This is a genomic window from Peribacillus sp. Aquil_B1, assembly GCF_022603275.1.
Taxonomy (GTDB): domain Bacteria; phylum Bacillota; class Bacilli; order Bacillales; family DSM-1321; genus Peribacillus.
Genome location: NZ_JAKXEE010000001.1, coordinates 1,483,782 through 1,509,034 on the forward strand (window position 1 = coordinate 1,483,782; position 25,253 = coordinate 1,509,034).

The 25,253-nt window shown below is 36.8% G+C and carries 27 protein-coding genes; 17 read left to right on the forward strand and 10 right to left on the reverse strand.

Annotated elements, in window-relative coordinates; translation table 11 throughout:
• Positions 1-344 precede the first annotated feature (344 nt).
• Positions 345-1,163, reverse strand: a complete 819-nt coding sequence (locus MPH60_RS07465; RefSeq protein WP_241590399.1) for a histidinol-phosphatase — start codon at positions 1,161-1,163, stop codon at positions 345-347.
• A 186-nt stretch (positions 1,164-1,349) separates the two neighbouring features.
• Between MPH60_RS07465 and MPH60_RS07470 the strand changes: the two genes are divergently transcribed.
• A complete protein-coding gene (locus MPH60_RS07470; protein ID WP_241590308.1) occupies positions 1,350-1,985 on the forward strand; it encodes an FMN-dependent NADH-azoreductase in 636 nt (211 codons plus the stop codon).
• Positions 1,986-2,306: 321 nt separating this feature from the next.
• Here the strand turns inward: MPH60_RS07470 and MPH60_RS07475 are convergent, their stop codons facing one another.
• Positions 2,307-3,068: an MBL fold metallo-hydrolase gene (locus tag MPH60_RS07475; RefSeq protein ID WP_241590309.1), complete on the reverse strand. Its 762-nt coding sequence runs from the start codon at positions 3,066-3,068 to the stop codon at positions 2,307-2,309.
• 117 nt (positions 3,069-3,185) lie between these two features.
• Between MPH60_RS07475 and MPH60_RS07480 the strand changes: the two genes are divergently transcribed.
• From MPH60_RS07480 to MPH60_RS07490, 3 genes are all read left to right on the forward strand, one after another.
• Positions 3,186-3,611 carry an Lrp/AsnC family transcriptional regulator gene (locus tag MPH60_RS07480; protein ID WP_241590310.1) on the forward strand — a complete coding sequence of 142 codons (426 nt, stop codon included), beginning with the start codon at positions 3,186-3,188 and terminating at the stop codon, positions 3,609-3,611.
• 337 nt (positions 3,612-3,948) lie between these two features.
• Positions 3,949-4,575 (forward strand): fumarylacetoacetate hydrolase family protein, encoded by a 627-nt coding sequence (locus MPH60_RS07485; RefSeq protein WP_241590311.1) that lies wholly within the window; start codon positions 3,949-3,951, stop codon positions 4,573-4,575.
• Positions 4,576-4,821: 246 nt separating this feature from the next.
• Positions 4,822-5,250 carry a MarR family winged helix-turn-helix transcriptional regulator gene (locus MPH60_RS07490; RefSeq protein WP_241590312.1) on the forward strand — a complete coding sequence of 143 codons (429 nt, stop codon included), beginning with the start codon at positions 4,822-4,824 and terminating at the stop codon, positions 5,248-5,250.
• A 498-nt stretch (positions 5,251-5,748) separates the two neighbouring features.
• On the opposite strand, the gene MPH60_RS07495 is transcribed toward MPH60_RS07490, so the two are convergent.
• Positions 5,749-5,910: a hypothetical protein gene (locus MPH60_RS07495; RefSeq protein ID WP_241590313.1), complete on the reverse strand. Its 162-nt coding sequence runs from the start codon at positions 5,908-5,910 to the stop codon at positions 5,749-5,751.
• A gap of 196 nt (positions 5,911-6,106) precedes the next feature.
• Between MPH60_RS07495 and MPH60_RS07500 the strand changes: the two genes are divergently transcribed.
• Both MPH60_RS07500 and MPH60_RS07505 read left to right on the forward strand, forming a co-directional pair.
• Entirely contained in the window at positions 6,107-7,051 is a 945-nt protein-coding gene (locus tag MPH60_RS07500; RefSeq protein ID WP_241590314.1) for a sporulation protein, read from the forward strand.
• 412 nt (positions 7,052-7,463) lie between these two features.
• Positions 7,464-7,691: a hypothetical protein gene (locus MPH60_RS07505; protein WP_241590315.1), complete on the forward strand. Its 228-nt coding sequence runs from the start codon at positions 7,464-7,466 to the stop codon at positions 7,689-7,691.
• 256 nt (positions 7,692-7,947) lie between these two features.
• On the opposite strand, the gene MPH60_RS07510 is transcribed toward MPH60_RS07505, so the two are convergent.
• The 3 genes from MPH60_RS07510 to MPH60_RS07520 form a co-directional block, all read right to left on the reverse strand.
• The gene (locus MPH60_RS07510; protein ID WP_241590316.1) at positions 7,948-8,655 is read right to left on the reverse strand and encodes an SDR family oxidoreductase; all 708 of its coding nucleotides are present in this window, start codon (positions 8,653-8,655) and stop codon (positions 7,948-7,950) included.
• 135 nt (positions 8,656-8,790) lie between these two features.
• On the reverse strand, positions 8,791-9,963 hold the full coding sequence (locus MPH60_RS07515; RefSeq protein WP_241590317.1) for an MFS transporter: 1,173 nt from the start codon (positions 9,961-9,963) through the stop codon (positions 8,791-8,793).
• Positions 9,964-10,253: 290 nt separating this feature from the next.
• Complete coding sequence (locus MPH60_RS07520; protein WP_241590318.1) at positions 10,254-11,000, reverse strand: SDR family oxidoreductase; 747 nt, start codon at positions 10,998-11,000, stop codon at positions 10,254-10,256.
• A gap of 184 nt (positions 11,001-11,184) precedes the next feature.
• Here MPH60_RS07520 and MPH60_RS07525 point away from each other — a divergent pair, with 184 nt between their 5' ends.
• Positions 11,185-11,730, forward strand: coding sequence for a TetR/AcrR family transcriptional regulator (locus MPH60_RS07525; protein WP_241590400.1), 546 nt, complete (start codon positions 11,185-11,187; stop codon positions 11,728-11,730).
• A 480-nt stretch (positions 11,731-12,210) separates the two neighbouring features.
• On the opposite strand, the gene MPH60_RS07530 is transcribed toward MPH60_RS07525, so the two are convergent.
• Positions 12,211-13,668 carry a S8 family serine peptidase gene (locus MPH60_RS07530; protein WP_241590319.1) on the reverse strand — a complete coding sequence of 486 codons (1,458 nt, stop codon included), beginning with the start codon at positions 13,666-13,668 and terminating at the stop codon, positions 12,211-12,213.
• 399 nt (positions 13,669-14,067) lie between these two features.
• On the opposite strand from MPH60_RS07530, the gene MPH60_RS07535 reads away from it, so the two are divergent.
• The gene (locus MPH60_RS07535) at positions 14,068-14,346 is read left to right on the forward strand and encodes a hypothetical protein (RefSeq protein WP_241590320.1); all 279 of its coding nucleotides are present in this window, start codon (positions 14,068-14,070) and stop codon (positions 14,344-14,346) included.
• Positions 14,347-14,511: 165 nt separating this feature from the next.
• A complete protein-coding gene (locus MPH60_RS07540) occupies positions 14,512-14,661 on the forward strand; it encodes a hypothetical protein (RefSeq protein ID WP_241590321.1) in 150 nt (49 codons plus the stop codon).
• Here the strand turns inward: MPH60_RS07540 and MPH60_RS07545 are convergent.
• The gene (locus MPH60_RS07545) at positions 14,644-15,555 is read right to left on the reverse strand and encodes a DsbA family protein (protein ID WP_241590401.1); all 912 of its coding nucleotides are present in this window, start codon (positions 15,553-15,555) and stop codon (positions 14,644-14,646) included. The genes MPH60_RS07540 and MPH60_RS07545 overlap by 18 nt on opposite strands.
• 348 nt (positions 15,556-15,903) lie before the next feature.
• Between MPH60_RS07545 and MPH60_RS07550 the strand changes: the two genes are divergently transcribed.
• The 7 genes from MPH60_RS07550 to MPH60_RS07575 all read left to right on the forward strand — a co-directional run bounded on the left by MPH60_RS07550 (position 15,904) and on the right by MPH60_RS07575 (position 20,733).
• Positions 15,904-16,470, forward strand: coding sequence for a TetR family transcriptional regulator (locus MPH60_RS07550; protein WP_241590322.1), 567 nt, complete (start codon positions 15,904-15,906; stop codon positions 16,468-16,470).
• Between the two features lie 148 nt (positions 16,471-16,618).
• A complete protein-coding gene (locus tag MPH60_RS07555; protein ID WP_241590323.1) occupies positions 16,619-17,038 on the forward strand; it encodes a MarR family winged helix-turn-helix transcriptional regulator in 420 nt (139 codons plus the stop codon).
• A gap of 152 nt (positions 17,039-17,190) precedes the next feature.
• A complete protein-coding gene (locus MPH60_RS07560) occupies positions 17,191-17,940 on the forward strand; it encodes an SDR family NAD(P)-dependent oxidoreductase (RefSeq protein ID WP_241590324.1) in 750 nt (249 codons plus the stop codon).
• 49 nt (positions 17,941-17,989) lie between these two features.
• Positions 17,990-18,112 carry a hypothetical protein gene (locus tag MPH60_RS27720; protein ID WP_272492809.1) on the forward strand — a complete coding sequence of 41 codons (123 nt, stop codon included), beginning with the start codon at positions 17,990-17,992 and terminating at the stop codon, positions 18,110-18,112.
• Positions 18,113-18,485: 373 nt separating this feature from the next.
• Positions 18,486-18,995: a GNAT family N-acetyltransferase gene (locus tag MPH60_RS07565; RefSeq protein ID WP_336275394.1), complete on the forward strand. Its 510-nt coding sequence runs from the start codon at positions 18,486-18,488 to the stop codon at positions 18,993-18,995.
• A gap of 372 nt (positions 18,996-19,367) precedes the next feature.
• Positions 19,368-19,814 carry a hypothetical protein gene (locus MPH60_RS07570; protein WP_241590325.1) on the forward strand — a complete coding sequence of 149 codons (447 nt, stop codon included), beginning with the start codon at positions 19,368-19,370 and terminating at the stop codon, positions 19,812-19,814.
• Between the two features lie 211 nt (positions 19,815-20,025).
• Entirely contained in the window at positions 20,026-20,733 is a 708-nt protein-coding gene (locus MPH60_RS07575) for a cytochrome c biogenesis CcdA family protein (RefSeq protein ID WP_241590326.1), read from the forward strand.
• 171 nt (positions 20,734-20,904) lie between these two features.
• On the opposite strand, the gene MPH60_RS07580 is transcribed toward MPH60_RS07575, so the two are convergent.
• Both MPH60_RS07580 and MPH60_RS07585 read right to left on the reverse strand, forming a co-directional pair.
• Positions 20,905-22,341: a M20 family metallopeptidase gene (locus MPH60_RS07580; RefSeq protein ID WP_241590327.1), complete on the reverse strand. Its 1,437-nt coding sequence runs from the start codon at positions 22,339-22,341 to the stop codon at positions 20,905-20,907.
• 42 nt (positions 22,342-22,383) lie between these two features.
• Positions 22,384-23,625, reverse strand: coding sequence for an MFS transporter (locus MPH60_RS07585; RefSeq protein WP_241590328.1), 1,242 nt, complete (start codon positions 23,623-23,625; stop codon positions 22,384-22,386).
• A 267-nt stretch (positions 23,626-23,892) separates the two neighbouring features.
• Between MPH60_RS07585 and MPH60_RS07590 the strand changes: the two genes are divergently transcribed.
• A complete protein-coding gene (locus MPH60_RS07590) occupies positions 23,893-25,209 on the forward strand; it encodes an HTH domain-containing protein (RefSeq protein WP_241590329.1) in 1,317 nt (438 codons plus the stop codon).
• Positions 25,210-25,253: the final 44 nt, after the last annotated feature.

The window sequence follows — 25,253 nt, forward strand, 5'->3', positions numbered from 1 at the left end:
GTTAATAATTCCCTAAATATTTTGATTTTATGCTAAAAAAATATGATGATGACTGGGATTAGTTGAAATGAACGGGTAAGAACTTGTAAGCAATCGCGCTGAAATTTTTATTACAGAATGCTTAATGATTATTTTATGTTCATAAAAAAGATTGGTACCGATTCTTTGATCAGATGAGGGGGTGTAATGAGATTCGAAGCAGGATCATAACCGATACCTGTACACGAATTTTTTGTGCATCGCCCTTCTTAGTAGCAAAAGGGTTGAACATCCATTCCTACGATACACATAGTTACTGGATACTCAAGCGATTGGACAAGTTCTATTCCTATTGGCTAAGAAGATCAAAGTGGTGTGAGAATCCTTTGCTTGTTAACAAAGTAAGCCCACTCAGAAAAGCCAATTTCCTTTAGTCTTTTTTGAACTTGTTCAAATTCATCGCAAATACGCTCAGGTGTATGTGAATCTGATCCAAATGTTACCTTCACATTATAGAAAAGAGCTCGTTCTAAAATGTCATCTGCTGGGTACCACCCGCCGCAATCTTTTGTTTTACCAGAGGTATTGATTTCAATGGCGATATCTTCTTGACTAATGATTTTTAACGTTTTTTCAATACTGTCTGTTTCAATGGATGAAAAGGCTGGATAAAACCCTTTCATTGCATCAATATGGCCTAAGATTTGAAACACTCCGCTTTTGGCAGATTTCTGGATTAAATCATAGTATTCATCCTTTATTCTTGACTGTTCTTTAGAGGTCAAACCATTCCAACGCCCTCTTTTAAAAATGCTAATGTCTTGAACATAATGAACAGATCCAATTATGTAGTCAAAAGGGTGTAAAAGATATTGATTACGGTAGACTTCAATGTGATCAGGGAAAAAATCACTTTCCATTCCTAATAACACATGAATGTTACCTTCATATTTCTCTTTTAAGCGAAGTACTTCTTCAATATAGGGGACAAGTTCACTTTTTGCCATTGCAATAGTTGGGTAGAGATGGTCGTCTTCGCTGTAGAAATATGGAGAATGATCAGAAATCCCAATATATTGCAACCCGTACTCAATGGCTTGCTTTACATAGTCCTCAATTGTGCCGATAGCATGTCCACAGCGTTGATGGTGAGTGTGCAGATCAAATTTTATTGAATTCGTCATTTCCTTAGGCCTCCTAAAATGAATCAGATATTCTTGTTTTATCATATCCAAAAATCACACTCTTTCCCACGAATTGAAAGAAGATTTATACCTTAAATAAAAATGCCCCGAGTAGTTGTATATATGTTGAATTCCCTAGACAAACTAGAATGATTAATTATGTTAAAAAGAAAGGGAAGATATAAAATGACAAAGGTATTGTACATCACGGCTCATCCTCATGATGATAAACAATCTTACAGTATGGCTGTTGGAAAAGCATTTATTGACACGTATAAAGAAGTAAATCCTAGTCATGAAATTGTGAATATTGACCTTTATAAAGAAAATATTCCTGAAATTGATGTGGATGTTTTCAGCGGTTGGGGGAAACTTCAATCTGGGAAGGGCTTTGAAGAACTCTCGTCGGAAGAGAAAGCAAAAGTAAGTCGACTTTCAGAGTTATGTGAGCAATTTATAGCTGCCGATAAATATATATTTGTAACACCTTTATGGAATTTTTCATTCCCGCCAGTATTAAAAGCATATATTGATTCCGTAGCTGTTGCAGGTAAATCATTCAAATACACCGAACAAGGCCCAGTTGGTCTTTTAACTGATAAGAAAGCCCTGCATATTCAAGCTCGTGGCGGTATTTATTCAGAAGGACCGGCAGCTGAATTGGAAATGGGTCACCGTTATCTAAATATCATTATGCAATTCTTCGGAGTGCCTTCCTTTGAAGGTATATTCGTTGAAGGGCATGCAGCAATGCCTGACAAAGCACAAGAAATAAAAGAAAATGCAATAGCACGATCAAAAGATTTAGCTTCTACTTTTTAAATCAAAGGGCCAACTATTTGTTGGCTCTTTTTAAATGGTTATATGTGGATTAATACTTACTTCAACAATCGGTTTTAATTAGCCGGCCAGTTGTTAAAGCGGTGCCTTCGTAATAAATATTGTGCTCAAAATGTTACTTTTGTGATCCCTAATGAATTTCTTTTTAATGAAAATAGCTGGTAGGGTAGTGTCAATGATAGAAAGGGAGAGATTATAGGATTTTCCACTATTATGAAAAAATAGATCAATACTTAGATATAAGAAGAAACTAAAAAAGACCCATTAAAGGGTCCCATGAAGCTCTCTTACAACAACGAACAATTATAATGTGTAAGATTCACCATCATCTGGTACTGAAATAGTAGAAGAAATTTCTTTTTCATCTATAAAGCGTTTTAATTCTTCTCTTGATAATTCCCAGTGGTTGACGGCTTCCATATGGACTACAATAATTTTTGCGTTAGGGGCTGCCTTGTACACTTCATAGATATCCTCTTTTCCCATGACGAGAGAACCGCCTTCAAAGAATTGATTATTTCCACCGTTTACAACAATGATGTCAGGTTTGTGTAAATCTATGACTTCTTGGATTGCGTCATACCATACCGTATCTCCTGCTATATATAACGTTTTTTCATTTGAGTGCTTGAAGACCACCCCACATACTAAACCAGCAAGTTTTAATATTTCTCCTCTTCCATGCTCGCCTTTTGTTTTTATTAATTGAATGCCTTCAAGGGCAGTATCTTCATGTAATACTTCAACATTTTTGAAACCAGCTTTTTCAACTTCTGTGGCATCTTCTTCGTTTTGGACAAACATTTTGATATCTTTCGGCAATACTTCTTTAGCCACATCATCAAAGTGGTCTAAATGCAGGTGAGTGACAATGACGACATCAATATCATGAATGATATTTTCTATTGATGTTGGTAAACTAACTAAAGGATTATATTGATCTTGTCTTGATGAATTTGGGAAAGGTGGGTATGTACCTTTTTCAGCTAACATCGGATCTATTAAAAACTTTTTGCCTGCATATTCAACAACGAGTGTGGCATTTCTAATTTGTTTTACATTCATCTTTATCTCTCCTTTTCTTTGATCTGCATATAGTTTATACTATGGCCAATTACCAAATACATATATAAAATCAAGTCTTTTGGCCATTTGACTTGATAATTGAAAGGATTTGAATAAATGATAGATAATACGGATGCGGGTATCTTAAATGAACTATCCAAAAACAGTCGAATCACGATGAAAGAATTGGGGGAGAAAGTCCATTTGACTGGTCAAGCAGCTGCATCTAGAGTTGCTAAATTAGAGGAAAATGGAGTGATTGAGGGGTATACCATTCAAGTTAATCAAGTTAAATTAGGATGTTTCATACATGCTTTTATTACAATCATCATACAAAGCACTTATCATCAACCTTATCTGACGTTCTTAAAAGCACAGAAACAATACATAATAAATAACTACAAAATCAGTGGAGATGGTTGTTACCTTCTCGAATGTAAATTTCCGTCTAATGAAGCATTAGATGAATTTTTGGGGAACTTAAACAAGCATGCGAATTACAAATTATCGATTGTAATCAATAGGGCATCTATTAATACTTAAACAACGATTTTGAACACCGCCCGAATAATAGGACGGTGTTTTGTGTGTTTTAAGAAAACAAAGTTTAAAAACTAAATAAAGGAGAAAGAAGGGAAGTCACCACAAATAGTATGTTCCATCAAAGGTTTAAAAAATCCAGCCCCACTTATTTTACGAACAGGAAAATAAGTGGGGCTGGATTTCTTTATTATAAGTATAACGGTTGTATAAAAACTCAGAAAAATATAAACTGTATTTAAATTAGAGTTTTTTTTATTTACAAAATGTAATTTGGGAGACTATTAAAACATCTATTTTTCGAAGCATTAAATTTATTAAGAAGAGAGTGAGTTTAATAATGAAAGACATTAAAAATATCTATTGTGTAGGTCGAAACTATGCCTTGCATGCAAAAGAGTTGAATAATGAAATACCAACTTCCCCTTTTTTATTTTCAAAACCGACTCATTCGCTTGTGGAAGCTAATGGACAGTCCATCACGTTGCCGAGTAATCAGGGTTCCGTTCATTTTGAAACTGAACTTGTCATACATATCGCAAAACAGTACGAGTCAGGCATGAAAGTAGATGAAATAGTAGATGCCATGGCCATTGGGTTGGATTTAACACTTAGAGATGTTCAATCACAGTTAAAACAAAAACAGCATCCTTGGCTTTTGGCTAAAGGATTCAAAAATTCGGCAGTTGTAAGTGATTTTATTCCGTTTCCAGGTGTTGAAGAATGTGAACAATCAGATTTTTCCCTTTTAAAAAATGGTGAGCGTGTACAAGTCGGAAATATTAAAGACTTACTTTTTGATTTGCAAACCATTATAGAATTTACAGCAGAGCATTTTGGGCTTGGAAAAGGAGATATCATTTTTACCGGTACTCCAAGCGGCGTCGGTCCTCTTTCCGATCAAGACAAGCTTTCACTTAACTGGGGTGGAAATGAAATAGGATCCTGTTCAGTTACAATGCGCTAAATAAAAGCAGTCATTTGACTGTTTTTTTTATGGAATAACTCAAACTTAGACAAAAAGAAGAAACTCGTCTAAAATGAGAAGAACCATATAACATATATGGATAACATATATGGAACGGCCGATATGGCAAGCACTCTTTCAAATGAGCTTGACCATCGAATTCCGGTTTTGAAGTATTTTAGAACACTTATGAAAATCAATTAAATGCCATATTTTAATTATATAGGATAGAACAGGGTGGAATGCATGAAAAACAACCAAGAAAAGAAGTACTTAGATAATTGGCTATCTCTTACTAGTATTCAAATGAGCATTACGAATGAGCTGGAAAGTGCTTTGCAAAAAAATCATAACCTGTCGTTAAAAGAGTTTTACGTTCTTTACTTTTTATCGAAAACAAGCGATAAACAATTGAGGCTACAACAATTACAGGAGATGGTAGGATTAAGCCAAAGTGCTATATCAAGGCTGGTAGGCAGGCTGGAAGCAAAAAGCTGCGGCGTATTACAAAGGCATATATGTGAAGATGATCGTAGAGGTATCTACACACGTTTAACTACAGTAGGAGAAGAAAAACTACAAATTTCCTTACATACTGTTCACGAAATTCTGCACTCTGCTCTTTCAAAAGGAAACCTTCAAGAGGAATTACAATCATTAATCCAGAAATTATAATATGGGTTCATATCTATTAAGTAATAAGGGAAGTCGGTTATTTCTATATATCTTGGATAGGAATATCCCTTTAGCCCAGTAAGGTAATTAAAATCGGATCTGATGAGAAATAGAGAGGTGTTTATCCGAAGTTGAATGTAAGCGCATGCATTAAAGGGGATAAAAGGGGTTTGTTTGACCAGCGAGGATAAATTAGAGGCCATGGCTATAAAGTAATGGGGAATCGGGAATTTGACCATTTCAAAATAGCTAGCCCCTTGCATTTTTTTGAGTGAAAATTAAACCCTCTCTATATATGCTTCGTCGTACAGTTGCTGGATTTCACCTAAATAAACAATAATCTATAAAATGTCGCCCCACTTTATATCCTTGTTCCTCAAATAAGTACTTTCTTTCACATGTCCCTTTTTTGCGCTGGTGAAGAGTGATACACCATTCCACCACATTCAATCGATAAAAGGTTTATCAAAGGCTAATTCGATAAGAACCAAATTTCACTTATGTTTGTAAATAATAGCCCTTCATCACCAATCCATTATACAACAGTCTTTCAATGGGTGACCCTAACTTGCTGTATTCGGTCAGTGGAACATCCTTTGGTTCATCATCTAATTCATGAAAAGTAAAGTCCAATCGTCCATCACCCCAGCTTCTGAACAAAGATAATGTACTCCATTATCATATGTAGATCACCTACTGCGATAAAATCATTTGAAACCAATTTCATTTTTCGACGTAATACTATCAGGGATAATTAAGAAATCTCATGAAATCCAAATAGATTTCTTGTTCTTTCTTATTACGCCCCATTTTACATATAAATACTAATAGAGGTTTTACGAAGGGAAGAGGAAGCATGTTCAAAAAAATATTAGCAAGCTTAGGAAAAGGCGCAGCAAGTGTAGATTTACAATATGATAATCGTAATTATCAAGCTGGAGAAAGCATCCAAGGGGAGGTAGTCATTCAAGGTGGTGAAGTGGAACAGAAAATCAATCAATTGACTATCCGGTTGATGATGAATGTCGTATTAAAACAAGGAAGCGTTTCTAAGGAAGTTGCCCATATACCATTAGCTAATCGAGATTGTATTCACCCCAAAGAGCGTAAGGTCATTCCGTTTCATTACGTACTGCCTACGGATATACCTATTTCAAGAGGAACTGTTTCATACTATCTGGATACACATCTTGATATTGAGGGCGGAGTTGATCGTAAAGATGTAGACCGGCTGGTCATCCAATCCCAGAAATCTATCTCATCCATTTTTAATGCAATGTCTCAATTAGGTTTCCGCGAGACAGCAAACTCGGGTAAACTCGACCAATATGGACAGGAATTCGCTTTTTTTCCCACTCAACATTTCATGGGACAAGTAAATGAAGTTGAAATGAGGTTTGCCAATGAAGAATCAGGTATCCGGGTCTGGATGGAAGTTGACTGTAAAAGCGGCTATAAGGAAATTGAAGCAAAACGTGAGTTTTATTTAAATCAGGATGTTCTCGAGCATGAAGCCGATCTTCATAAACTACTTGGAAAGTATATATCGGAAACTATAGATCAGCCTTATGCTTTTACACAGCCGTTCTCTTATTCCACAAACCATCATCATGGTCGCGCTTCCCAATTAGGAAACGCTATACCTGGAATGGTTGGTGGATTAGCAGTAGGTGTTTTAGGTTCGATGTTATTTACTGAGATGATGGATGGTTTTGATGTTGGGGAAATGTTTGAAGAAGCAGCAGAAGATTTTGATGGAGGATTTGATTCATTTTTTGATAGTGAGGATGGGGAATCCTAAGTAAGCCATTAGATAGTCCAGTGTTAACAATTATTAGTTTGTTTTTTTGTAGAAAAGAAAAAGTACCCACTAATCATTACTTAGGTAAGGATTGGTAGACAAGCGTTATTTACTTTGATCAGTAAGTAACGCTTGTTTTAATGTTGTTTTGCCAGGAGGGCACATTTACTAGTGCAACTTGCTTCTTTTTACATATGCTCCGATTTTCCTCTAAACCGTAGTTTTTTTGCCTATTAATAGTCCTATATTAAGACAGGTTTTATCAACAGCTTGAAATCTCCATTCTTCACCGTAGTAAAGCGATCATCTCCTGAATATCCCCCTTCGGTTTTTGATTTGGCATAAAAAAAATGAATAAACAATCATATAAGGCCAATTCTATATACAAGAATGATAAAAAGGAGATTACATCGTGAAGCCATATGAAATAAAAAATATGATTATTGATGACGAGTTTGATGGTGAAGAATCGGTTACAGCTGATTTTACTCACAAACATAAAGATTATAGCATTACTTTTAAAAAAGATGATTTTGAAGTAATTAATACATGGGTTTTTGAGGATAATTCATCTCTTCCAGCAAATTTATCAGGTACTATCATTGAATCATTAAGGGAAGAAATTAAAAAAAGAATCTAGTCATTTGTACTAGATCTTTTTTGGTCATTTTCTAAATGAACAAATTATTGCCTACATTAGAGATAAATTGGTACAAAGAATAATTCCTGATATAACGAACAATGAACTTGATGATATAGCTATAGAGTTAGCTCAAGTCCGGAGCTGTCTTTAGGGCAGCTTTTTCTTTATGCAACTAACGGGGTAGCATAGCGAAGAAGGTATTTATTGTATCAACGACACTTAAACAAAGAATAATATGTTTATACTTGTAATGTTACCAATCGATTCGTTTTCCATCTCTAAAAAAACCACCATTAGGTCCTTCAGGTCCAATAGTTGCTAACCACAGGATAGACTCAGCTGCTTGCTTGGGTGTTCTTGGAGCAGATGATCCACCCATATCTGTACTTACCCATCCCGGATCGACCGCATTTATTTTGATATCACCTTTGATTTCTGCAGCTACCAATCGTGTCAATCCATTCAGGGCAAATTTAGACATTTTATAAGCGCCTACTCCTGGATATGACATTTCGCTCATCGCCCCGTATTCTGAGGAAACATTAATAATTCTCCCATATCCTTGCTTTTCCATGAGGGGAATAAAGGAACGGATCACATGGTAAACTCCAAAGAAATTGGTTTCCATTGTTTTCTCCAGGATGGAAGCGTCCATAGACACTAAATCTTTATTCTCATCCAAATACACGCCAGCATTATTAATCAATACGTCTATTCTTCCATATTGCTCATTTACAGTTACCGCAGCTTGATGGATGCTTTCTTGATTGTCTACATCCATAACCAGAAACGACACGTCAAGATTTGACTCCTTAAGTTTTTGCGTACTATCATGACCCATTTCTGGATCCCGGCATGTCAAAATGACCTTAAAACCATTCATGGCCAATTGTTTGACCAGCTCATATCCAATTCCTCGGTTCCCGCCAGTGACAAGTGTAACTTTTATATTCTTAGACATTAAATATCCTCCTTTTTTTCGGCTATTAATCTTGGGCCAGAGTAGAATTTTTCTACACCCTAGAAATTTAATAAAAGAAAGAAGGGCAGGGAAAATAAAGCAATAATGAACATAGAACTCTTATAAATTTACTTTTTATCTAGATAGTTGTTGTGCAGGAGTAAACATGAAGTTTCTAAGTAAGATAGTTACCAAACTTAGTATCAATGATAGGATTCCTACTAATACGACATATTGTGTACCCAGTTCTGATATAAATAACCCGCCTGCAGCTGCACCAATTGTTGTTCCTACGTTACAGGATGATATAAATAAGCCATTGGCGAAATCAGGCGCTTCGGGAGCTGAAGACGCAATCAAATATTGATTTATATTTGCCATTATTCCTCCAGCTAATATTCCCCAAAATAAAGTTATAATTTCCATAGGTACGGTAAACTGTCCTGTGAAGAATAAAATGATGTAAACAGCACCCAATAACAAAGGAAAAGATACTACAGACTTCATGGCATTATGAGTAAGTAAATTTCCTGCGACAATGTTTCCGATAATACTGGCCCCACCGAAGACAAGTAACGTTAAACTTATGGTATTCGGGGACATATTCGTTACTATTTTCAGATATTCAGCAAAATAACTATAAACCCCAAATATAGCGGAGTTTAATAAAATGACAGTCACGATGGAAAGCCATATTATAGGTTTTTTTAATACGGAAAGTTGTGTACCATAAGAAAGTCTTTCTTTAACAGGCATAGATGGTACAAAAATCAATGTAGCAATGAATACAATAGCATTAACAATAGCAAAGAATGCCATCGCCATTTCATACGAAACGGAACTATCAATAAAATTTGCGATCGGTACGCCGGCTACCATACCTGCAGATACTCCTATAAATACTTTAGAAACAGCTTTTGGAGCTTCTTCTTTACTTACTGAGGAAGCAGCTACTGTAAATGCCAAAGAACAATAAATTGGATGAAAAAAGGCTGGAATAATACGAGCAATTAATAGAATGGTAAAATTAGATGTAAATATGGATACAATGTTTCCAATAACGAAAACTCCTAATACAAGTAACATGACCTTCTTACGATTTATTCCGGAAAATAATAACGGCATCGTAGGACCAGATACAGCAATAGTAAGAGCAAAAAGACTCACAAGCAATCCTGCTTTTGCTATGCTGACATTGAAGTGATCGGAAATGGAAGGCATTAACCCAATAACTCCCATTTCGGTGTTTATGATGCCGAAAACTCCTATGGTCAATATGAAAATCAGCAAGTTATTTCGTTTAGTCATAAAATGGATCTCCTTCTTTCAGTACAGTGTCATTTTATAGTTGTGTAAAGGGGAGCTATTTAAGACTTTTACCTATATCATTTAAATAACTTTTTCAATGAGCGATAACAGTATCCATTTAGCTTTTTTCTCCATTAATATCCAGCCCTTTTAAACTATAATTTTTTGAATTCCACTTTGTTCTGTCTCTGAATAAATTTCAAAGTATATGTGCCAAGCTGTCGAGTTCAACTCGACAGCCTAAGCTTTAGAAAATGAATAGCTCTTAGTTTTATCTCATCTTGTTATTATTACCAAGGTTGACTTGTTGGTCCAAGTGTAAACTCATTAATGTTCGTATCTTCTGGCTGATCGATAGCGAATGCCACAATATTGGCAACTCGATCAGGTGCAATACCATATTGTTCATACAACGCAGTCATACCTTCTGAAATATTCTTATCAGTAATCGTATCCAACAATTCGGTGTGGATCGCTGCTGGATAAATAGTTGCTGTGCGGATGTTAGTACCTTCTTGGGCAGATTCCATACGCAAAACTTCCATTAAATCACGAACAGCCCACTTTGTTGCGCCATAAACTGCACCGCCTGGGTAGGCTTTAAGCCCAGCTACTGATGAAGTAGTGATGATATGTCCAGACTTTTGCGATGTGAATGTTGGCAATACTGCTGCGATACCATTCAATACACCTTTAATATTAACGTCAACCATACTGTTCCATTCGTCAGTTTTTAATTCGGAAAGCGGTGAATTAGGCATTATTCCAGCGTTCAAGAAGATTACATCGACACCACCAAAAGTGTCTTTAGCTTGTTGAACTAGCTGCTGACTATCATCTGGATTAACAACATCTGTGACGCGATAAGCTGCTTGTCCGCCAGCTTTTTGAATTTCCTCAGTCAATGCTTTTAATTTGTCTTCGCGACGAGCGCCCAAAACAACTTTAGCACCTTTACTGGCCAATAATTTTGCAGTTGCTTCACCAATTCCAGAAGAAGCGCCAGTGATTATAACTACTTTGTTTTCAATTGTCATTTCGTTTCATCCTTTCATGTAAAATAAAACTACAATTGATGTTTTCTCGACATCTGTCTATAATTTAAAATATAAATATAAACAAAACAAGGCATATAAATCGTTAATTTAAGCAGTTTTGATGTTTAAACAACAAATCAACAAAAATTGTCGACTATCTCAGGGAAAGTATGGTGTTAATAACATGGCAAAAGTGGATAGAAGAATTGTTAGAACTCAAGATGCAATTAAAAAAGCATTTCTTGAATTGATGTCAGAAAAAAATTTCGATAGCATTACCATTCAGGATATTGCTGACAGGGCAAATATTAACCGTGCAACTGTTTATCTTCATTACTTGGATAAATTTGATCTATTGGATAAGATCATAGAAGAACATATCAATAACATGGTTAACCTTTGTGAGTCGGAAGCTGAAATGGATTGGATTGAATCGACTGTACACTGCATGGAATATCTTGAAAGTAATTATTTATTTTTTTCGACGATGTTGGCGAGTGAAGGAGCTCCGTACTTTCGCAGCCGGTTTGTTCAGCATAATATCGAAGAGTTCAAAAAAGACGTCGATATAACAAAAGGAAAAAATTTTGGTCAAAGCGAAGATATAGTTGTCGAATTTGTTGCAAATGCTTACGTAGGTGTAGTGGAATGGTGGCTAAAAAATGGCATGCCTTATCCACCAGAGCAAATGGCAGAAAAAGTGGGGGATTTATTAGAGAGGATTTTATAGATTCTATTGCATGAAAACTCTCTCTTATTTATTAAGGAAGAAGAAGGATAATGTCTCCTTCGCTCTTCAAATATAGTTGTATGTTTAGGGTTGCACTTAAACTAACCGATGCGTTAGCTTTAGATCAGAGCTGTCTTTAAGGCAGCTTTTTCTTATGGAACGATCGGGCAGGATCGTTCCATAACACAAATTGGAAAATGTTTTTGTACGTGGACTAAAAATTGTAATGAAGATAAAACAAAAAAATCCCAACAATTAAGTAGGGATGAAATTTAACTGGTGAGTTGTGTTAATTAGAATATGGCGTCACGCATTTTATGTGCTTCTGTTTTTTTATATTTAGGGCATATCGTTTTTTTGGTGCGCAAAGAAGCCTTTATTTGTTATGAATATATTTTTCCCAATTACTGTTCGTGTTGCAGATTCTAATCAAGATCTTTCCTAGTACTTTTAATATTTCATTTTATTTAGAAACATAAGCTACTTCTTTATATTTTCTAATGCTCTATAAGCATTTGCTTCTCCTGAACCAAATAAAGCATCTTGTCCATTCTTTCCATAGTCAAGAGCTGTTTGCTTAATACGTGCTGTTACTTGGGCAGGTTTATACTCCGGATGAGCTGCCTTAATAACTCCTGCAATTCCAGCTACTTGAGGAGTGGCCATAGAAGTGCCAGCATTAAACTCATATGAAGTACCTAAATAGGTAGGCCAAGTACTTAGGATTAAGTTACTAGGATCAGCTGCCGCAGGATCATTGGTTTCTGCATATTTAGGCCCGTAATCTCCTCCAGGTGCTGCCACGTCAATGGCACTGTTTCCATAATTAGAGTAGAAAGCAAGCTGTTGGGTGGACCATTTTGTGGAGGCAGACACATTAATAACTCCTGGCATTTGTGCTGGAACCACAGTTGCAGGCCCTTTCACGCTCATTCCATATGGTTCATACATTTTATTTAAAAATTCGTTTACTTCCTTCTTGTCATCTAAATTTAAACTTTCATTACCACTGCCGGCTACTACAGTTACTCCATTCTTTACTGCATATTGAATGGCTCTCTTCCAAAGTAACGTTTCAGCGACTGATTTATAACTTTCTCCCTCAATTGTCATTTTGGTATTATTATAGAACCGAAGAGACATATTAATAACATCTACCTTGTCATTTGTTGCTGCAATAATTCCATCTATAATCCAAGTTGGTAACCCAAGGGCTTGTTCTGAGTATAATACGCGATAGGATCGGATACCTAAATCTGGTCCTACTCCGTTTACTTTACCATTTGCTCCAATGATCCCGGCAACGTGAGTACCGTGCCCATTTCGATCTTTTATATCAGTAGGATCACCTGTTTCAGATTCATCCATTCCAGCAGGAACAAGATTACGTCCACCTATTATATTATTCTTTAAGTCAGGATGAGACTCATCAATTCCAGTATCAATCACTCCCACCACTGCTTTATGAGTAATACTGCCATCTTTATTTTTATATCCGCCTGTTTCTAAATCATATGATTTCCCGCCGTTGGTCACCCTTTGTATATCCCATTGGGAGTCCCAATAACTCTCTGAATTTTGCTGGCTGATGATACTAGACTCATAGTTATAAGGGCTGACTGCTGTTTTGTTTAAGGTTAAGGGAATTTCTCTGTTTGCAGCTTCTATTGAAGAATTACTTTTTAGGTTTTTAAGAAAAGAAGGCTCATCAGATTGAGCTTCTATTCCTCCAACTTCGGGAAGAACTTTAATTACTTTACCACCAGCTTTCCGTATTACCTCTTGATAATTCTCTGGTAATCCACTTTTAAAAGCTATTGTGTATGTGTCATTCATCTCCTGATTTTGACTCTTAGCTTGGGCAGGAACACCACCAACGGATAGTATCCCTGCTCCTACTGCAATCGAAAGTACCGTATGTAGAATTTTCTTTTTCATATGTCTCCTCCTATATATGGAAAATATTCATCATATACTATCTTAATATACAACAACTTAAATTCCAAGTTTTTCTAAAAAATCTCATATTATTGAAATTGTCAGCTGTTTTTCTTATGGAATTATCAGGTCAGGACAGTATAAGATTATTGATCAAGCGAATTTACAATAGTATTATTGATTTAATTGAAAGGATGAGAAAAATTAAACTTTTCATCTTTTGCATTAATCCTTACTGCATTATTACAATAAAACTTAATGAACCAAACGGTGCGTTAGCTGAAGATCGGAGCTGTCTTTAAGGCAGCTTTTTCTTATGGAACTAGGCTCGAAGAAGAACCGTATGTTTTATGGTATAGTTTATTAAATTCATTTTTTGTGGTTTATGGGGGAAATTTAGTGTCAAATAAGTTGAAATATGTAATGGGATTGTTTTTTGAAAAAAGAGAAAGTACTAAACCATTTATACTGATTAGATATTTAATGATAATAGCAATGGGCTTAATTTTAATTTTATCTATAATTAATGATTTTAATTTCATAAAAAATATATATCTTTTATTAGGAATTGGTTCAATAATAGATGCATTTGAAAGTTTTTTAAAAAAGGAAAATCAGAGGCGGATTTTAATGAATTTCGGTATTGCGTGTATGTGGTTCGTAGTATTTTTGATATAGCATTTATATGGTGGTTCGGAACATTCTTTATGGAACTAACGGGAAAATCAGAGCTGTCTTTAAGGCAGCTTTTTCTTTATGAACTCGGGGCAGGTTAGTTCAATAAATAGTTTACCAGTATTTGTAGAATGTTTTTTGGTACTAACAATTTTAGGAGGGAGTAAATTGAACAAAAACAAAGTAGGATGGTTGTTTATAGGGCTTGCAGGGTGTTTAGGATTATTATTTATGATGGCAGGGGAAGATAAAATGCCCAGTATCACCTTCTTTACGGGTGATACTGGGCGGTGCTTTTTTTTATTTAGTAGTTGTTAAATAGGATTCCCCTAGAATTTCCTTCACTTGATAACGATCTGGTGAAAGCTCTTTATCAATAAAAGAGTTAACATCTGATTTTTCAACATCGTACATTACTTCAATTTCCTTAGAAAATAGAAGTTTTTCTTTTTCAAGCAAGGTAGAAAGGGAAGGTTGCAGTTTTGGTTGCAGTTCTTCTGTATTTAGAACTTGTTTTAATCCGTCAACATAGTATTCAAAGGGACGACCACCGACAATTTTTACTCCTTTATTTTCCTCATTGATTATGAAAATAGTAGGAAAACCTCTGGCACCCAAGCTTCTAGCTAGACCAAAATCTTTATTCAATAATTGTTGTCCGATGAGTCGCTCAGCCTCATTTACAATGGCTTCTCCATCAAGTCCAAGTTTATTTACAATTTCAATCATAACGGATTTATCTGAAATATTTTGATTAAATGCGAAAAGTGCTTCTCTTGCGCGGCGCAAATATTCAAATGCAATTGCATCATTATGATTTTTTTGAATTACTTTAAATACACGAGAAGGTGGGTAGGAGGATTGGACTGGGTTATCAATCATTAAAGTCCCATCTATTGGCATTCTTGAATATTCACCAACTTCTCTCCAGTGACCAGCAACGTCAGCTGGTTTATAAATTCCGTTTGCAGGATCGATTGGTCCGTCATGCCATTTTTCCAGTAAGCCTCCCATAACCGTATGGAAGTTAAAATAATTACCATACTGCACGACAAAACGACGAAGAACCGGTTCAATTGCCCAGCAATGAGAACAGATAGGATCGGTCACATAATAAAGATTAATTGACTTCTTTGGTTGATTAAAGTCAATAACCTCCATTTCCTCACTGTCAGCTACTCCGCATACACCTGTTTCTAAATCACAAATCATATTATTATTGTTCTTCAATTCATTTCCCTCATCTCTATTCAATATTATGATTACATACATAAAGGATAAGCGAGGAAAAGAAGTAATGTTCTGTTCTTTTCCCACGATTTTGATCATTTCTTGAAATTATTTTCTAATTGTTCATGAAATGGTGCAGGCCAAAAGGTCATATTTTCAAAATCCGTAAAGTGACTTAGTACTGGTTGACTTTTCAAAGAGGCAATATAATATTTGCTTTACAATTGAATTTTAAGTAATAATGATAAGCATCAACACCAATAGTTCTGTGGATTTGTCGTTTATACAACACATTTAAGAAATTGTTGAAAAAATAGGAGTGACAGCAAAATGACACAATCAAAGACGGACCCTCGAGTTCTACGTACCCGCAAATTAATTATGGATTCCTTCATTAAACTTTCAGAAGGAAAGGAATTTAAGGATATTACGATAAAGGATATAACGTCAGAGGCCATGATTAATCGTGCAACCTTTTATTATCATTTTGAAGACATATACGACTTATTAGAGAAGGCATTATCAGAAGTATTATTAGTTAATTTGGATTATGATATTTACCAAAATGACGCACTGAATGAAGAAGCTTTCGCTAGTATTTTTAAAGCTATAACAAATTTTCAAAAGTCATTATCCAATCGTTGCCATAGAGGATACAAAGATACCATTGCCCGTATTATTAGGGAACAGCTCGAAATCATTTTTTACAAAATGTTGTTAAAACAAAATAGAACTGAAGAGGATGAATCTCTAAAAATTACTGCTGTCATGTTAAGTTGGGGAATCTACGGGGCATCTGTAGAATGGAGAAGGAGTAGTAAGGTACCTCCAGAAGAATTTATCAAATTAGTCATTCCTTCTATAATGTATGGGATTGATATTGAATCTGAAAACTAACAGGTATTTAAGTTGACAATTAAAATAGTTGGGTTCAATATATATGCTATAGCATATATTTAATGATATCCATAAATCCACAGTGGAAGATTTAGTAATATGCCTACCTTTACCTTTATCTTATATCTTAATTAATAGAGGTGAATATATGGATTTACATGATTTAATAGGGTATCTTATTCATCGTACGGATGTAAAAATGACCAATTATTTTACCAAGAGGTTAAAACCTTATGGAGTTACCCCAGAACAATGGGGCATTATTAGTGTTCTTTGCAGCCAAAAAGGCACTACTCAAAAAGAGTTGGCAGAAGCCATTGATAAAGATCAAACTACTGTCGTAAGAATGATACAGTCAATGGAAAAAAAAGGGGTTGTAATGAAGTCTTTTAATAACCAAGACAGGCGTTCACATTACCTTTTCTTAACTGAAAAAGGTGACGATATAAAAAAAACTATCCTGCCTGTGGTTGAAGATGCTCATTATTTCGTTACGAGTAATTTAAGCGAAGAAGAGATCCAGCAATTAAAATCGTTATTAAACAAATTATATGATACACGCTACTAATACTTGTTCCTTATGGATGCTATGCTATTTATAAGGAACAAAGCCAATTTTTCGCATTATATATGCTATAGCATGTATTTTTTACTTGTGTCATATGTAGTTGGAGCGTCAATTATTTTAATTACAAAAGCTAAATGAAGGAGTAGATAGAGATGCTAAATGGAAAAGTAGCAATAATAACAGGAGCAAGTCGAGGGATTGGAGCTGCTACAGCCAAATTATTTGCTCAGTATGGGGCTAAGGTAGTTGTAAACTATGCCAATAATCTGGGTGCGGCAGATGAAATAGTAGAATTCATCCGCGAAAATGGTGGAAAATCCATTGCTGTTCAAGCAGATGTTAGAAATCAAGAAGAAATGAATTCTCTAGTCAATCAAACTATTTCACATTTCGGAAAAGTGGATATTCTGGTAAACAACGCAGCCATTCACTTTGCTATGAAACCCTTCTTTGACATGGAATGGGATGAATTCAGACCCAAAATTGAAGAGGAAGTGAAAGCAGCTTTCGTTTCAACAAAATCAGTATTACCGATTATGAAAGAACAGAAATACGGGAAGTTAGTTTTCATTTCAAGTGGTTTAAGCCACCAGCCTATGCATGGCTTTATTGCACATGGAACAGCGAAAGCAGCAATTAATTCCTTTGTACGGTATCTGGCTCAAGAATTAGGACCATATAATATTACAGCTAATACAATATCACCTGGTATGGTCGAAACAGATGCTACTAAACATACTCCCGCAGAAGAAAAAGAAAAAGCAGCCATGTTTACTCCATTAGGAAGAATTGCAAACCCTGAGGATATTGCTCGTGCTGCCTTATTTTTCGCAAGTGATCAAAGTGCCTTTATGACAGGAACTTATGTCCCGGTATCCGGTGGCATGGAAATGAATTCATGAATTTATAAAAAATCCAATCTAATTTGACATGATTACGGAGGTTTTAGTCATGAGAAAAATAATAGTAGCCTTTGATAGAGAGCTTGTGATTGCAGAAAGAAATAGTGCAGGATGGAATGTGGAATGTGTCTTTAAATTCTTTCCTCATTGTTTGGATCACAAGTTAATGTAATGGAGTTTGTACCTTTGAACCGAGCTTTACTTAATAATGGAGGTTGCTGCGTTCACCTTTTTATTACGGAACTAAAGGGGCAGGATAGTTCCATAAGGAATACTGTTAAGTGACATTAAAGTTGTTTAAAACATAATAAAGTTGATTAAAAACGTCAGTCATGTTATTCCATTAAGTGACAGATTGCCGAGGAAACAGTTGAAACATATATATGGACAATTATTTGAAAGGATATACTAAGATGAGTGCGATGATATTTAATCTTAATTGGGGACATTTTCGCTACCATCGGAGGTTCATTAACAAAGCGTAGTTAGAGGAGGTTAAAATGGAGAAGTAGGCTGTTTTATTTCATTCATTAGAGGGTGAAAAAATCTACTTCAAAGCACTAAGGATAGAGGATGTTCAAAAGATACATCATTATGCGTCAGATCAAGAGGTTTCACGATTTATTGGCTGGAATTTGATGAGTACTTTGGAGGAAACTCGTCAGTTCATTGAAATAATGTTAAAACGTGAGTCGGCAGGAACTCATTTATATTCCTCCATTGTTGAAAAATTAACTCAAGCAATTATAGGAACAGCCATAATTTTCAATTTTGACCAAGAAGCAAACCAAGCTGAAATTGGTTATGTGTTGCATAAACATCATTGGGATAAGGGGTATGGAACAGAGATTGTTGCATTGATAAGTGATTTTGCATTTAAATCACTTAATCTTCATAAGCTCCATGCTATGGTAGTGCATGCCAATATTGGCTCTGCACGGATACTTGAAAAGAACAGGTATGAGTTAGAAGGACGATTAAAAGACCACTATTTTATAGAGGATAAGTATTATGATGCATTACTTTTCGGCAAAATTACTAACCTGGAAACTTAGCGTTCTTGTACAGATAAAATGAAGAGGTTTGTTGACGATAATTTCAATAAAATATAGTCCCTTCTTGTTCAATTAAAGGGCGCGATTCTTTAATAAGAATCGCTTTTCTTATAGAACTACCATGAAAATAAGTTTCTTTAAAAATGGAAAAATGACAATACTTAAGAAGACCCTGCTCAATCGTTTAAAAAAGAGGAGAGCGTTAATTAATTTGTCTATGGATTAGGGTTGACTGGATTAAGGCAGTATTAGTATTGACACTTCCTAACCATTTTCATTCTTTGTGGTGAATCGCCGATTTTTGCGATTCATGGATGGCTAACGGGTGCGTTAGTTGCAGATCTGAGCTGTCTTTAAGGCAGCTCTTTTCTTATGGAACTAAAGGGGCAGTTTAGTGCTACCCCAAAAAGTTCCATTTGTCCATTGAGCAAAGAAAATAATTACGGTAATGTTAAATTCAAGGGATTATTATGCCAAATAAAAGAGGAGGAAAAAATCATTAATAAGAACTTAATTTTGGTATGTCTAGTGTTTATGTTTTTAACTGCTTGTTCTAATACTCCTAAAGATCCAGAAATATTTTCAACAAATAAGAAAGAAAAGGAAATTGAATCATTGATTTTTAAGGAACTAGACAAGCAGAAGGTTGACGTTGTTGTAGCTTATGGAATATCCACAGAAACCCACTCAGTTAATTTGGGGATTAGAACTTCAAAAGAAGATTTCGATAGTACAAAACAAAATCTGGAAAAAATAGTGAATAAAACTCTTACTAAAAATGGTATAGAAGGTTTAGCAGTAAATATAAAAAAGAAGTAAATTAAATTTGTTGAAAACTGGCCGATAAAAAACGATTTAATGAATTTGTGAAGAAATCTACTTAAACTAACGGGTGCGTTAGCTGAAGATCGGAGCTGTCTTAAAGACAGCTTTTTCTTATGCAACTATCGGGGCAGGATAGTTGAACAAGGGTATGGGCAAATATGGTAAAGTTATATAAAAGTGAAAATCAAAACTGGAGGAAAGAAGAATGGGAGACTTAAATATTTTTTTATCTTTTGGTGCAGGGATACTATCTTTTATATCTCCTTGCTGTTTACCCTTATACCCTGCGTTTTTATCTTATATTACAGGATTATCAGTTAGTGAATTAAAAGACAATAATAACAAATTAAACCGCAAACCAATGCTTCATACACTTTTCTTTTTGGTTGGGTTTTCTATTATTTTTGTAATATTAGGGTTATCAACTTCTTTTATTTACGATCTATTTTATGAATATATTGATTTAATAAGACAAGTAGGGGCTATTTTGATAATTATTTTTGGTTTAATGATTGTTGGGTTTTTTCAACCAAAATTCTTAATGATGGACAGGAAAATAACTTTTAAAAGTCGCCCATCTGGTTATATAGGTTCTATTTTAATTGGGATAGGATATGCTGCTGGTTGGACTCCTTGTATTGGACCAATATTAGGTGCTATTGTAACCCTTGGTTTATCGACTGGACAGGGTTTAGTATATATGATTGCTTATATTCTTGGGTTTTCCATACCGTTCTTAACAATGTCATTTTTTATAGGGAAATCAGGATGGATAAAAAAGTATAACCACAAAATAACTAAATTTGGTGGTAATTTAACAATTATTATGGGGATTGTCTTATTTTTTGATTGGATGACCAAGATTACATCTTTTCTCACAAATAATGTATTTGGTGGCTTTACGGGCTTCTAATGCTTATAGAACTAGTTCTATAAGGGGTACCGTCAGCAAAACTCAGATTTACAAGGGATCTGAATGCAAAAATAGCCACTCCCGTCCAGATTGTTAAATCTTACTAAATAGGAAAAAATCAAGCCCTTACAGTTGTTGTAAAATAACTGTAGGGCTTTTCCTTTTTGAAAGTTATCGACTTAATGAAGGTTTGATTTCCGTCGGAATTGGGCAGACATAGTTAGCTCCATCTAAATTTTCCTTCAGTTCAGCTTTTGCCTGGTCAATGACTTCTGGTTGGAGCAGTATATCGACTGCGGTAGCAGCCATTACTTTGCCGGCATGCAGCATACCTTTGTGGCCGATCGATGTTCCCCCCTGCGCCACAGCCTGCCAGGAATGAAGCTGTGTCCCCATCGCAAAGCAGTTGACTGCGCATTGCACAGTAGGTACAATCCAGCTGACATCTCCAACATCGGTCGAACCGGTCATACGAAAGGTTTTGTTTATATAGGGCATTAACACAGTGGAAAGCTCTTGTTCCTTTATCTTTTGAATTAAGTTTTTGTCTACTGGTAGCTGAGAAAGCGTGCGCAAAATACTTTTCTTATCGGGTTCTGGCATGGTGGTGCGAATTTGACGGGCAAATGCTTTTTCTTCTTCGCTAAATTCTGGGACTCCAACCTTGCGATAATTATCGTACATAACAGCTGCTAATGTTCGATTAGGAATCAAGTTGGAGCACCCTTTATCAAAAATGATGTCAACTTCTGTTTCTGTCATCATGGCGGCACCACGGGCAATCTTGCATACGCGGTGATAAATCTCATCTACCTGCTCCAGTTCTGGAGCCCGCACCATATAGAGTACTTCCGCTTCTGCCTGCACAACATTGGGAGCCAGCCCGCCCGAATTAGTAATAGCATAGTGGAGGCGAGCTTCAGGAATAATATGTTCACGGAGAAAATTAGCCCCGATATTCATTAACTCTAAGGCATCCAATGCACTGCGGCCGAGATGAGGAGAGCCTGCTGCATGGGCCGCTTTTCCTTTGAATTTAAAGTACACCTGATAGTTGGCCACGTTTGTTACCGATGCAACTGCGTTAAAGGAATACGGATGCCAGGAGATAGCCGTGTCCACATCATCGAACAAACCCTCTCGGACCATAATAGTTTTTCCTGAGCCCCCTTCTTCAGCCGGACAGCCGTAATAGCGAATCGTTCCTTTGATTTGATTTTCTTCTATAAAGTGGCGAACAGCTACTGCAGCCGCCAACGAGCCGGTACCCAGGAGGTTGTGACCGCAGCCATGGCCGTTGCCGCCCTGCTTGATTGGATTATGAGATGCGATTCCACGGTCCTGGCTCAGTCCGGATAGTGCATCGTATTCCCCAAGAATAGCCACAACAGGTCCGCCGCTTCCATAGCTCCCGATAAAAGCGGTCTCCATGCCGCCGACTCCTCGTTCTACACTAAATCCTTCTTCTTCCAGTGTTTTGCAAAGCAAATCTGCCGAACGGAACTCTTCAAATCGAGTTTCGGCGTAGTCCCATATACAGTCGCTCACATGGATAAATGTCTTTCTTTTTTGTTCAATAATATCTGCAATTTTTTGACGATTAAACATGAAGAACATCCTCTCTTTTCTTTTAATTAGATGCGAACCATGCTACTCAGCTCTGGAGTTTATCTCTGTAGCTTGGTCACTCGTTTCGTCAGAATGGGTTCGCACAGTCATCCCGACAATAAGAGCAATGAAAAGCGCGGAAATTAAAAACCAGAATCCGGCATCATAGGAACCGTTAAACTGTTGAATCATGAATCCCATGACGGTAGGAGCAATAACGCCAGCTAATTGCCCACCCAAATATACCATCCCAGTAGCCGTGCCTATGGAAGAAGAGGCTATATACTTTAGCGGCATCGTTAACGTGGTGGTCAAGGCTATCGCAATACCGATACTTGCGAATGCGCCATACATTACTACATAAGGGATAGAAGGGGCGTTGATAAAAAAATACAGGGATATCATCCCGATCAGTGCTCCCAAAACAATTAAGTATTTTTCTCTTCCCACCATGTACTTGTCCAGCAACCAACCAGTAAAAAGCATTGTGATGAGACCCATGATGGCCGGAATGGTAGCCACTGCACCCATCGATACCAGGTCAAGGTCCCGCACTTTAACCATATAAGATGGCATCCACGCCGCAGTTCCCCAACTCACTATTGAAATTCCGAAGTAAATCACAGTAAGCTGCCATAACAAAGGAATTTTAAGGGCCTGTTTTAACGACATTTTTTCGCTAGGTGCATTTTTTTGAATGCCTTGTGTTCCTGCAGGATAGAAATACTTCCAGTAAAAAAAGGCAAGTAGCAAACCGACAACACCAAGGAAGATGAACATGAACTGCCAGTCAAAGATACTAATTAGGCTAGCGATAGCTAGTGTCCCTAGCACGCCCGCTAGCTTCCCTGCAGCTAGAAGTCCCGATTTGGCACGTCCGCGCTCTTTTTGCGGAAAGGTTTCCGCGAGTGAGACTTGGCTTGCAGAAGGATAGCTACCCTCCCCAATTCCGAACAAGAAACGGAGAACAATCAGAGAAAGAAACGACCAGGCCATTCCAGTTAGAATGGTAAAAATGGACCAGGCAATTAAGGAAAACAAGATCACTTTCCGTGAGCCAAACCTGTCTGCCAGACTGCCTCCGATTGGCTGCATAATTGCATAACTTAGAAAAAAACTGCTAATCACAAGACCTACCTGTGTTTCCGTTAAACCGAACTCCTTGGAGATAGGAATGACGGCTACGTTGATGGCTATCCTGTCGAAGGTATTGACCATCCAGCCAAGACAGAGAAGAACCATTATCAAGGTTTTCTGTTTACGGTTTGCAGCAAGTGGATCCATCTTTGAACTCCCCCCCCTTTTTTTGAAAGCGCTTTTATATTTGAGCAAGCCAACAATTATCCGGTCCGAAAAACATAAACACATTTAGGTATAGAAGGATATGTGTATATATTTTTGTGTTTATATTTATTTTTAGACACTTTTAAGACGAATTGTCTAAAATTGAGTATAAGTTAATAATCTGAACATTTCAAGTTTTTTTAAAACATTTCCAAGTGGCTCCGAATCTCTTATAATGTTACTAGTGAACGAAAGGAGGGATCGGGTATGATACGTTTGGGTGTCATGATTGCCCAGCATTCCCTGAAAGAGTTGAAAACAGTACCGGATCGGGTCCAGGAGAGCTGCGAAATTGTAATGCTGCCGTATCAACGCTTGCATGAAACGATCGATCTATACCTACAAAACCAGCAGCATGTGGATGGATTTGTGCTGACTGAGCTGGCCTACTATTATTTGATGGAAAAGTGGGAGAAATTCCCTATTCCTACCTATACCTTTCAAATCAGCAAGCAGGAATTCTACGAAAAGTTGTTGCAAATCAGCCTGTCCAACCGGAACCTTGATTTTTCTAGGATCTATATTGACTTTATAGCGAGTCAAAACAACTTTCTTGGATTGAAGCAGGTGCTGAATGAAAAAGACATGCCTCTCATGGTCTCTTTCTCACAAGTGACTGACCAGGTCTATGAAGAGGTACTGAATGAACACATCCAGTTGTGGCAAGAGGGAAAAATCGATTTGTCATTAACCCGGTTGAGTAATATTGTTGAAGATTTGGTCCGCCATGAAGTCCCCCATATTTTCCTGTTCCCGTCGCCTGATTCAGTTGTGCAGCAATTCGAGCAAATCATCAGCGAGCTTTCATTGATTAAACTGGCGGAGAGCCAAATTGCCATTGGCCACATTACAATTGGAAATCCGGACACGGGGAAGCAAAACATCAACGAGTGGGAGTTTCAGCAAATGCTTTTGCACAAATCGCTACTGGAATTCAGCACAGAGCAAAAAGTCCCGTTTCTCATCCAAAAATCCAGTGGAAGCTTTGAGCTCATCAGTTCTTACAAGGAACTCAAGACACTTACGCACAACCTTTCGCAATGCTTGCTTATGTCCTATCTTGGCAAAGTGTTGCCCTTTTCAGTCCACATTGGTTGGGGGGTAGACAATACCATGTACAAGGCGCGTTCGAACGCGCAGTCAGCCAACAACTTGTCCGTAACTAGCCGGTCCCCGGGTACTTATGTGGTGACAGACACGGATAAAATCATCGGGCCATTGGGAGAAGGAAATTGTTTGGAGTACCTGAACGGAGTCAACAAGTCCATCCAACGCATCAGCAAAGACGTGGAAATCTCTACCCTTCAGCTCCAAAAAATCATGGCGGTCATTTCGAAGACAGAAAGCAACGAACTGACAGCGGAGGAGCTTGCTTACCATCTTGATGTCACGGTAAGAAGTGCCAATCGCATTCTTAATCGTCTGGAGGAAAAAGGGGTGGCCCGTATTCTTTACAAAAAGCAGGAAAAGCTGCGAGGGCGTCCCAAGAAAATCTATCAGATCCAGTTTGCCGGCAAGGGATGACTTCAGTCCTACTTGTTGTTTAACATTCGTTCGATGAATTGTTA

What these genes read in the sequence shown, in the direction of transcription:
- MPH60_RS07570 (WP_241590325.1), top strand. Translation starts at nt 19,368, where the DNA reads ATGGAACTAAAGGGGCAGTTTAGTGCTACCCCAAAAAGTTCCATTTGT.
- MPH60_RS07480 (WP_241590310.1), top strand. Translation starts at nt 3,186, where the DNA reads ATGATAGATAATACGGATGCGGGTATCTTAAATGAACTATCCAAAAAC.
- MPH60_RS07490 (WP_241590312.1), top strand. Translation starts at nt 4,822, where the DNA reads ATGAAAAACAACCAAGAAAAGAAGTACTTAGATAATTGGCTATCTCTT.
- MPH60_RS07525 (WP_241590400.1), top strand. Translation starts at nt 11,185, where the DNA reads ATGGCAAAAGTGGATAGAAGAATTGTTAGAACTCAAGATGCAATTAAA.
- MPH60_RS07580 (WP_241590327.1), bottom strand. Translation starts at nt 22,341, where the DNA reads ATGTTTAATCGTCAAAAAATTGCAGATATTATTGAACAAAAAAGAAAG.
- MPH60_RS07470 (WP_241590308.1), top strand. Translation starts at nt 1,350, where the DNA reads ATGACAAAGGTATTGTACATCACGGCTCATCCTCATGATGATAAACAA.
- MPH60_RS07560 (WP_241590324.1), top strand. Translation starts at nt 17,191, where the DNA reads ATGCTAAATGGAAAAGTAGCAATAATAACAGGAGCAAGTCGAGGGATT.
- MPH60_RS07545 (WP_241590401.1), bottom strand. Translation starts at nt 15,555, where the DNA reads ATGATTTGTGATTTAGAAACAGGTGTATGCGGAGTAGCTGACAGTGAG.
- MPH60_RS07555 (WP_241590323.1), top strand. Translation starts at nt 16,619, where the DNA reads ATGGATTTACATGATTTAATAGGGTATCTTATTCATCGTACGGATGTA.
- MPH60_RS07520 (WP_241590318.1), bottom strand. Translation starts at nt 11,000, where the DNA reads ATGACAATTGAAAACAAAGTAGTTATAATCACTGGCGCTTCTTCTGGA.
- MPH60_RS07510 (WP_241590316.1), bottom strand. Translation starts at nt 8,655, where the DNA reads ATGTCTAAGAATATAAAAGTTACACTTGTCACTGGCGGGAACCGAGGA.
- MPH60_RS07530 (WP_241590319.1), bottom strand. Translation starts at nt 13,668, where the DNA reads ATGAAAAAGAAAATTCTACATACGGTACTTTCGATTGCAGTAGGAGCA.
- MPH60_RS07585 (WP_241590328.1), bottom strand. Translation starts at nt 23,625, where the DNA reads ATGGATCCACTTGCTGCAAACCGTAAACAGAAAACCTTGATAATGGTT.
- MPH60_RS27720 (WP_272492809.1), top strand. Translation starts at nt 17,990, where the DNA reads ATGAGAAAAATAATAGTAGCCTTTGATAGAGAGCTTGTGATTGCAGAA.
- MPH60_RS07485 (WP_241590311.1), top strand. Translation starts at nt 3,949, where the DNA reads ATGAAAGACATTAAAAATATCTATTGTGTAGGTCGAAACTATGCCTTG.
- MPH60_RS07515 (WP_241590317.1), bottom strand. Translation starts at nt 9,963, where the DNA reads ATGACTAAACGAAATAACTTGCTGATTTTCATATTGACCATAGGAGTT.
- MPH60_RS07475 (WP_241590309.1), bottom strand. Translation starts at nt 3,068, where the DNA reads ATGAATGTAAAACAAATTAGAAATGCCACACTCGTTGTTGAATATGCA.
- MPH60_RS07465 (WP_241590399.1), bottom strand. Translation starts at nt 1,163, where the DNA reads ATGACGAATTCAATAAAATTTGATCTGCACACTCACCATCAACGCTGT.
- MPH60_RS07550 (WP_241590322.1), top strand. Translation starts at nt 15,904, where the DNA reads ATGACACAATCAAAGACGGACCCTCGAGTTCTACGTACCCGCAAATTA.
- MPH60_RS07500 (WP_241590314.1), top strand. Translation starts at nt 6,107, where the DNA reads ATGTTCAAAAAAATATTAGCAAGCTTAGGAAAAGGCGCAGCAAGTGTA.
- MPH60_RS07575 (WP_241590326.1), top strand. Translation starts at nt 20,026, where the DNA reads ATGGGAGACTTAAATATTTTTTTATCTTTTGGTGCAGGGATACTATCT.
- MPH60_RS07590 (WP_241590329.1), top strand. Translation starts at nt 23,893, where the DNA reads ATGATACGTTTGGGTGTCATGATTGCCCAGCATTCCCTGAAAGAGTTG.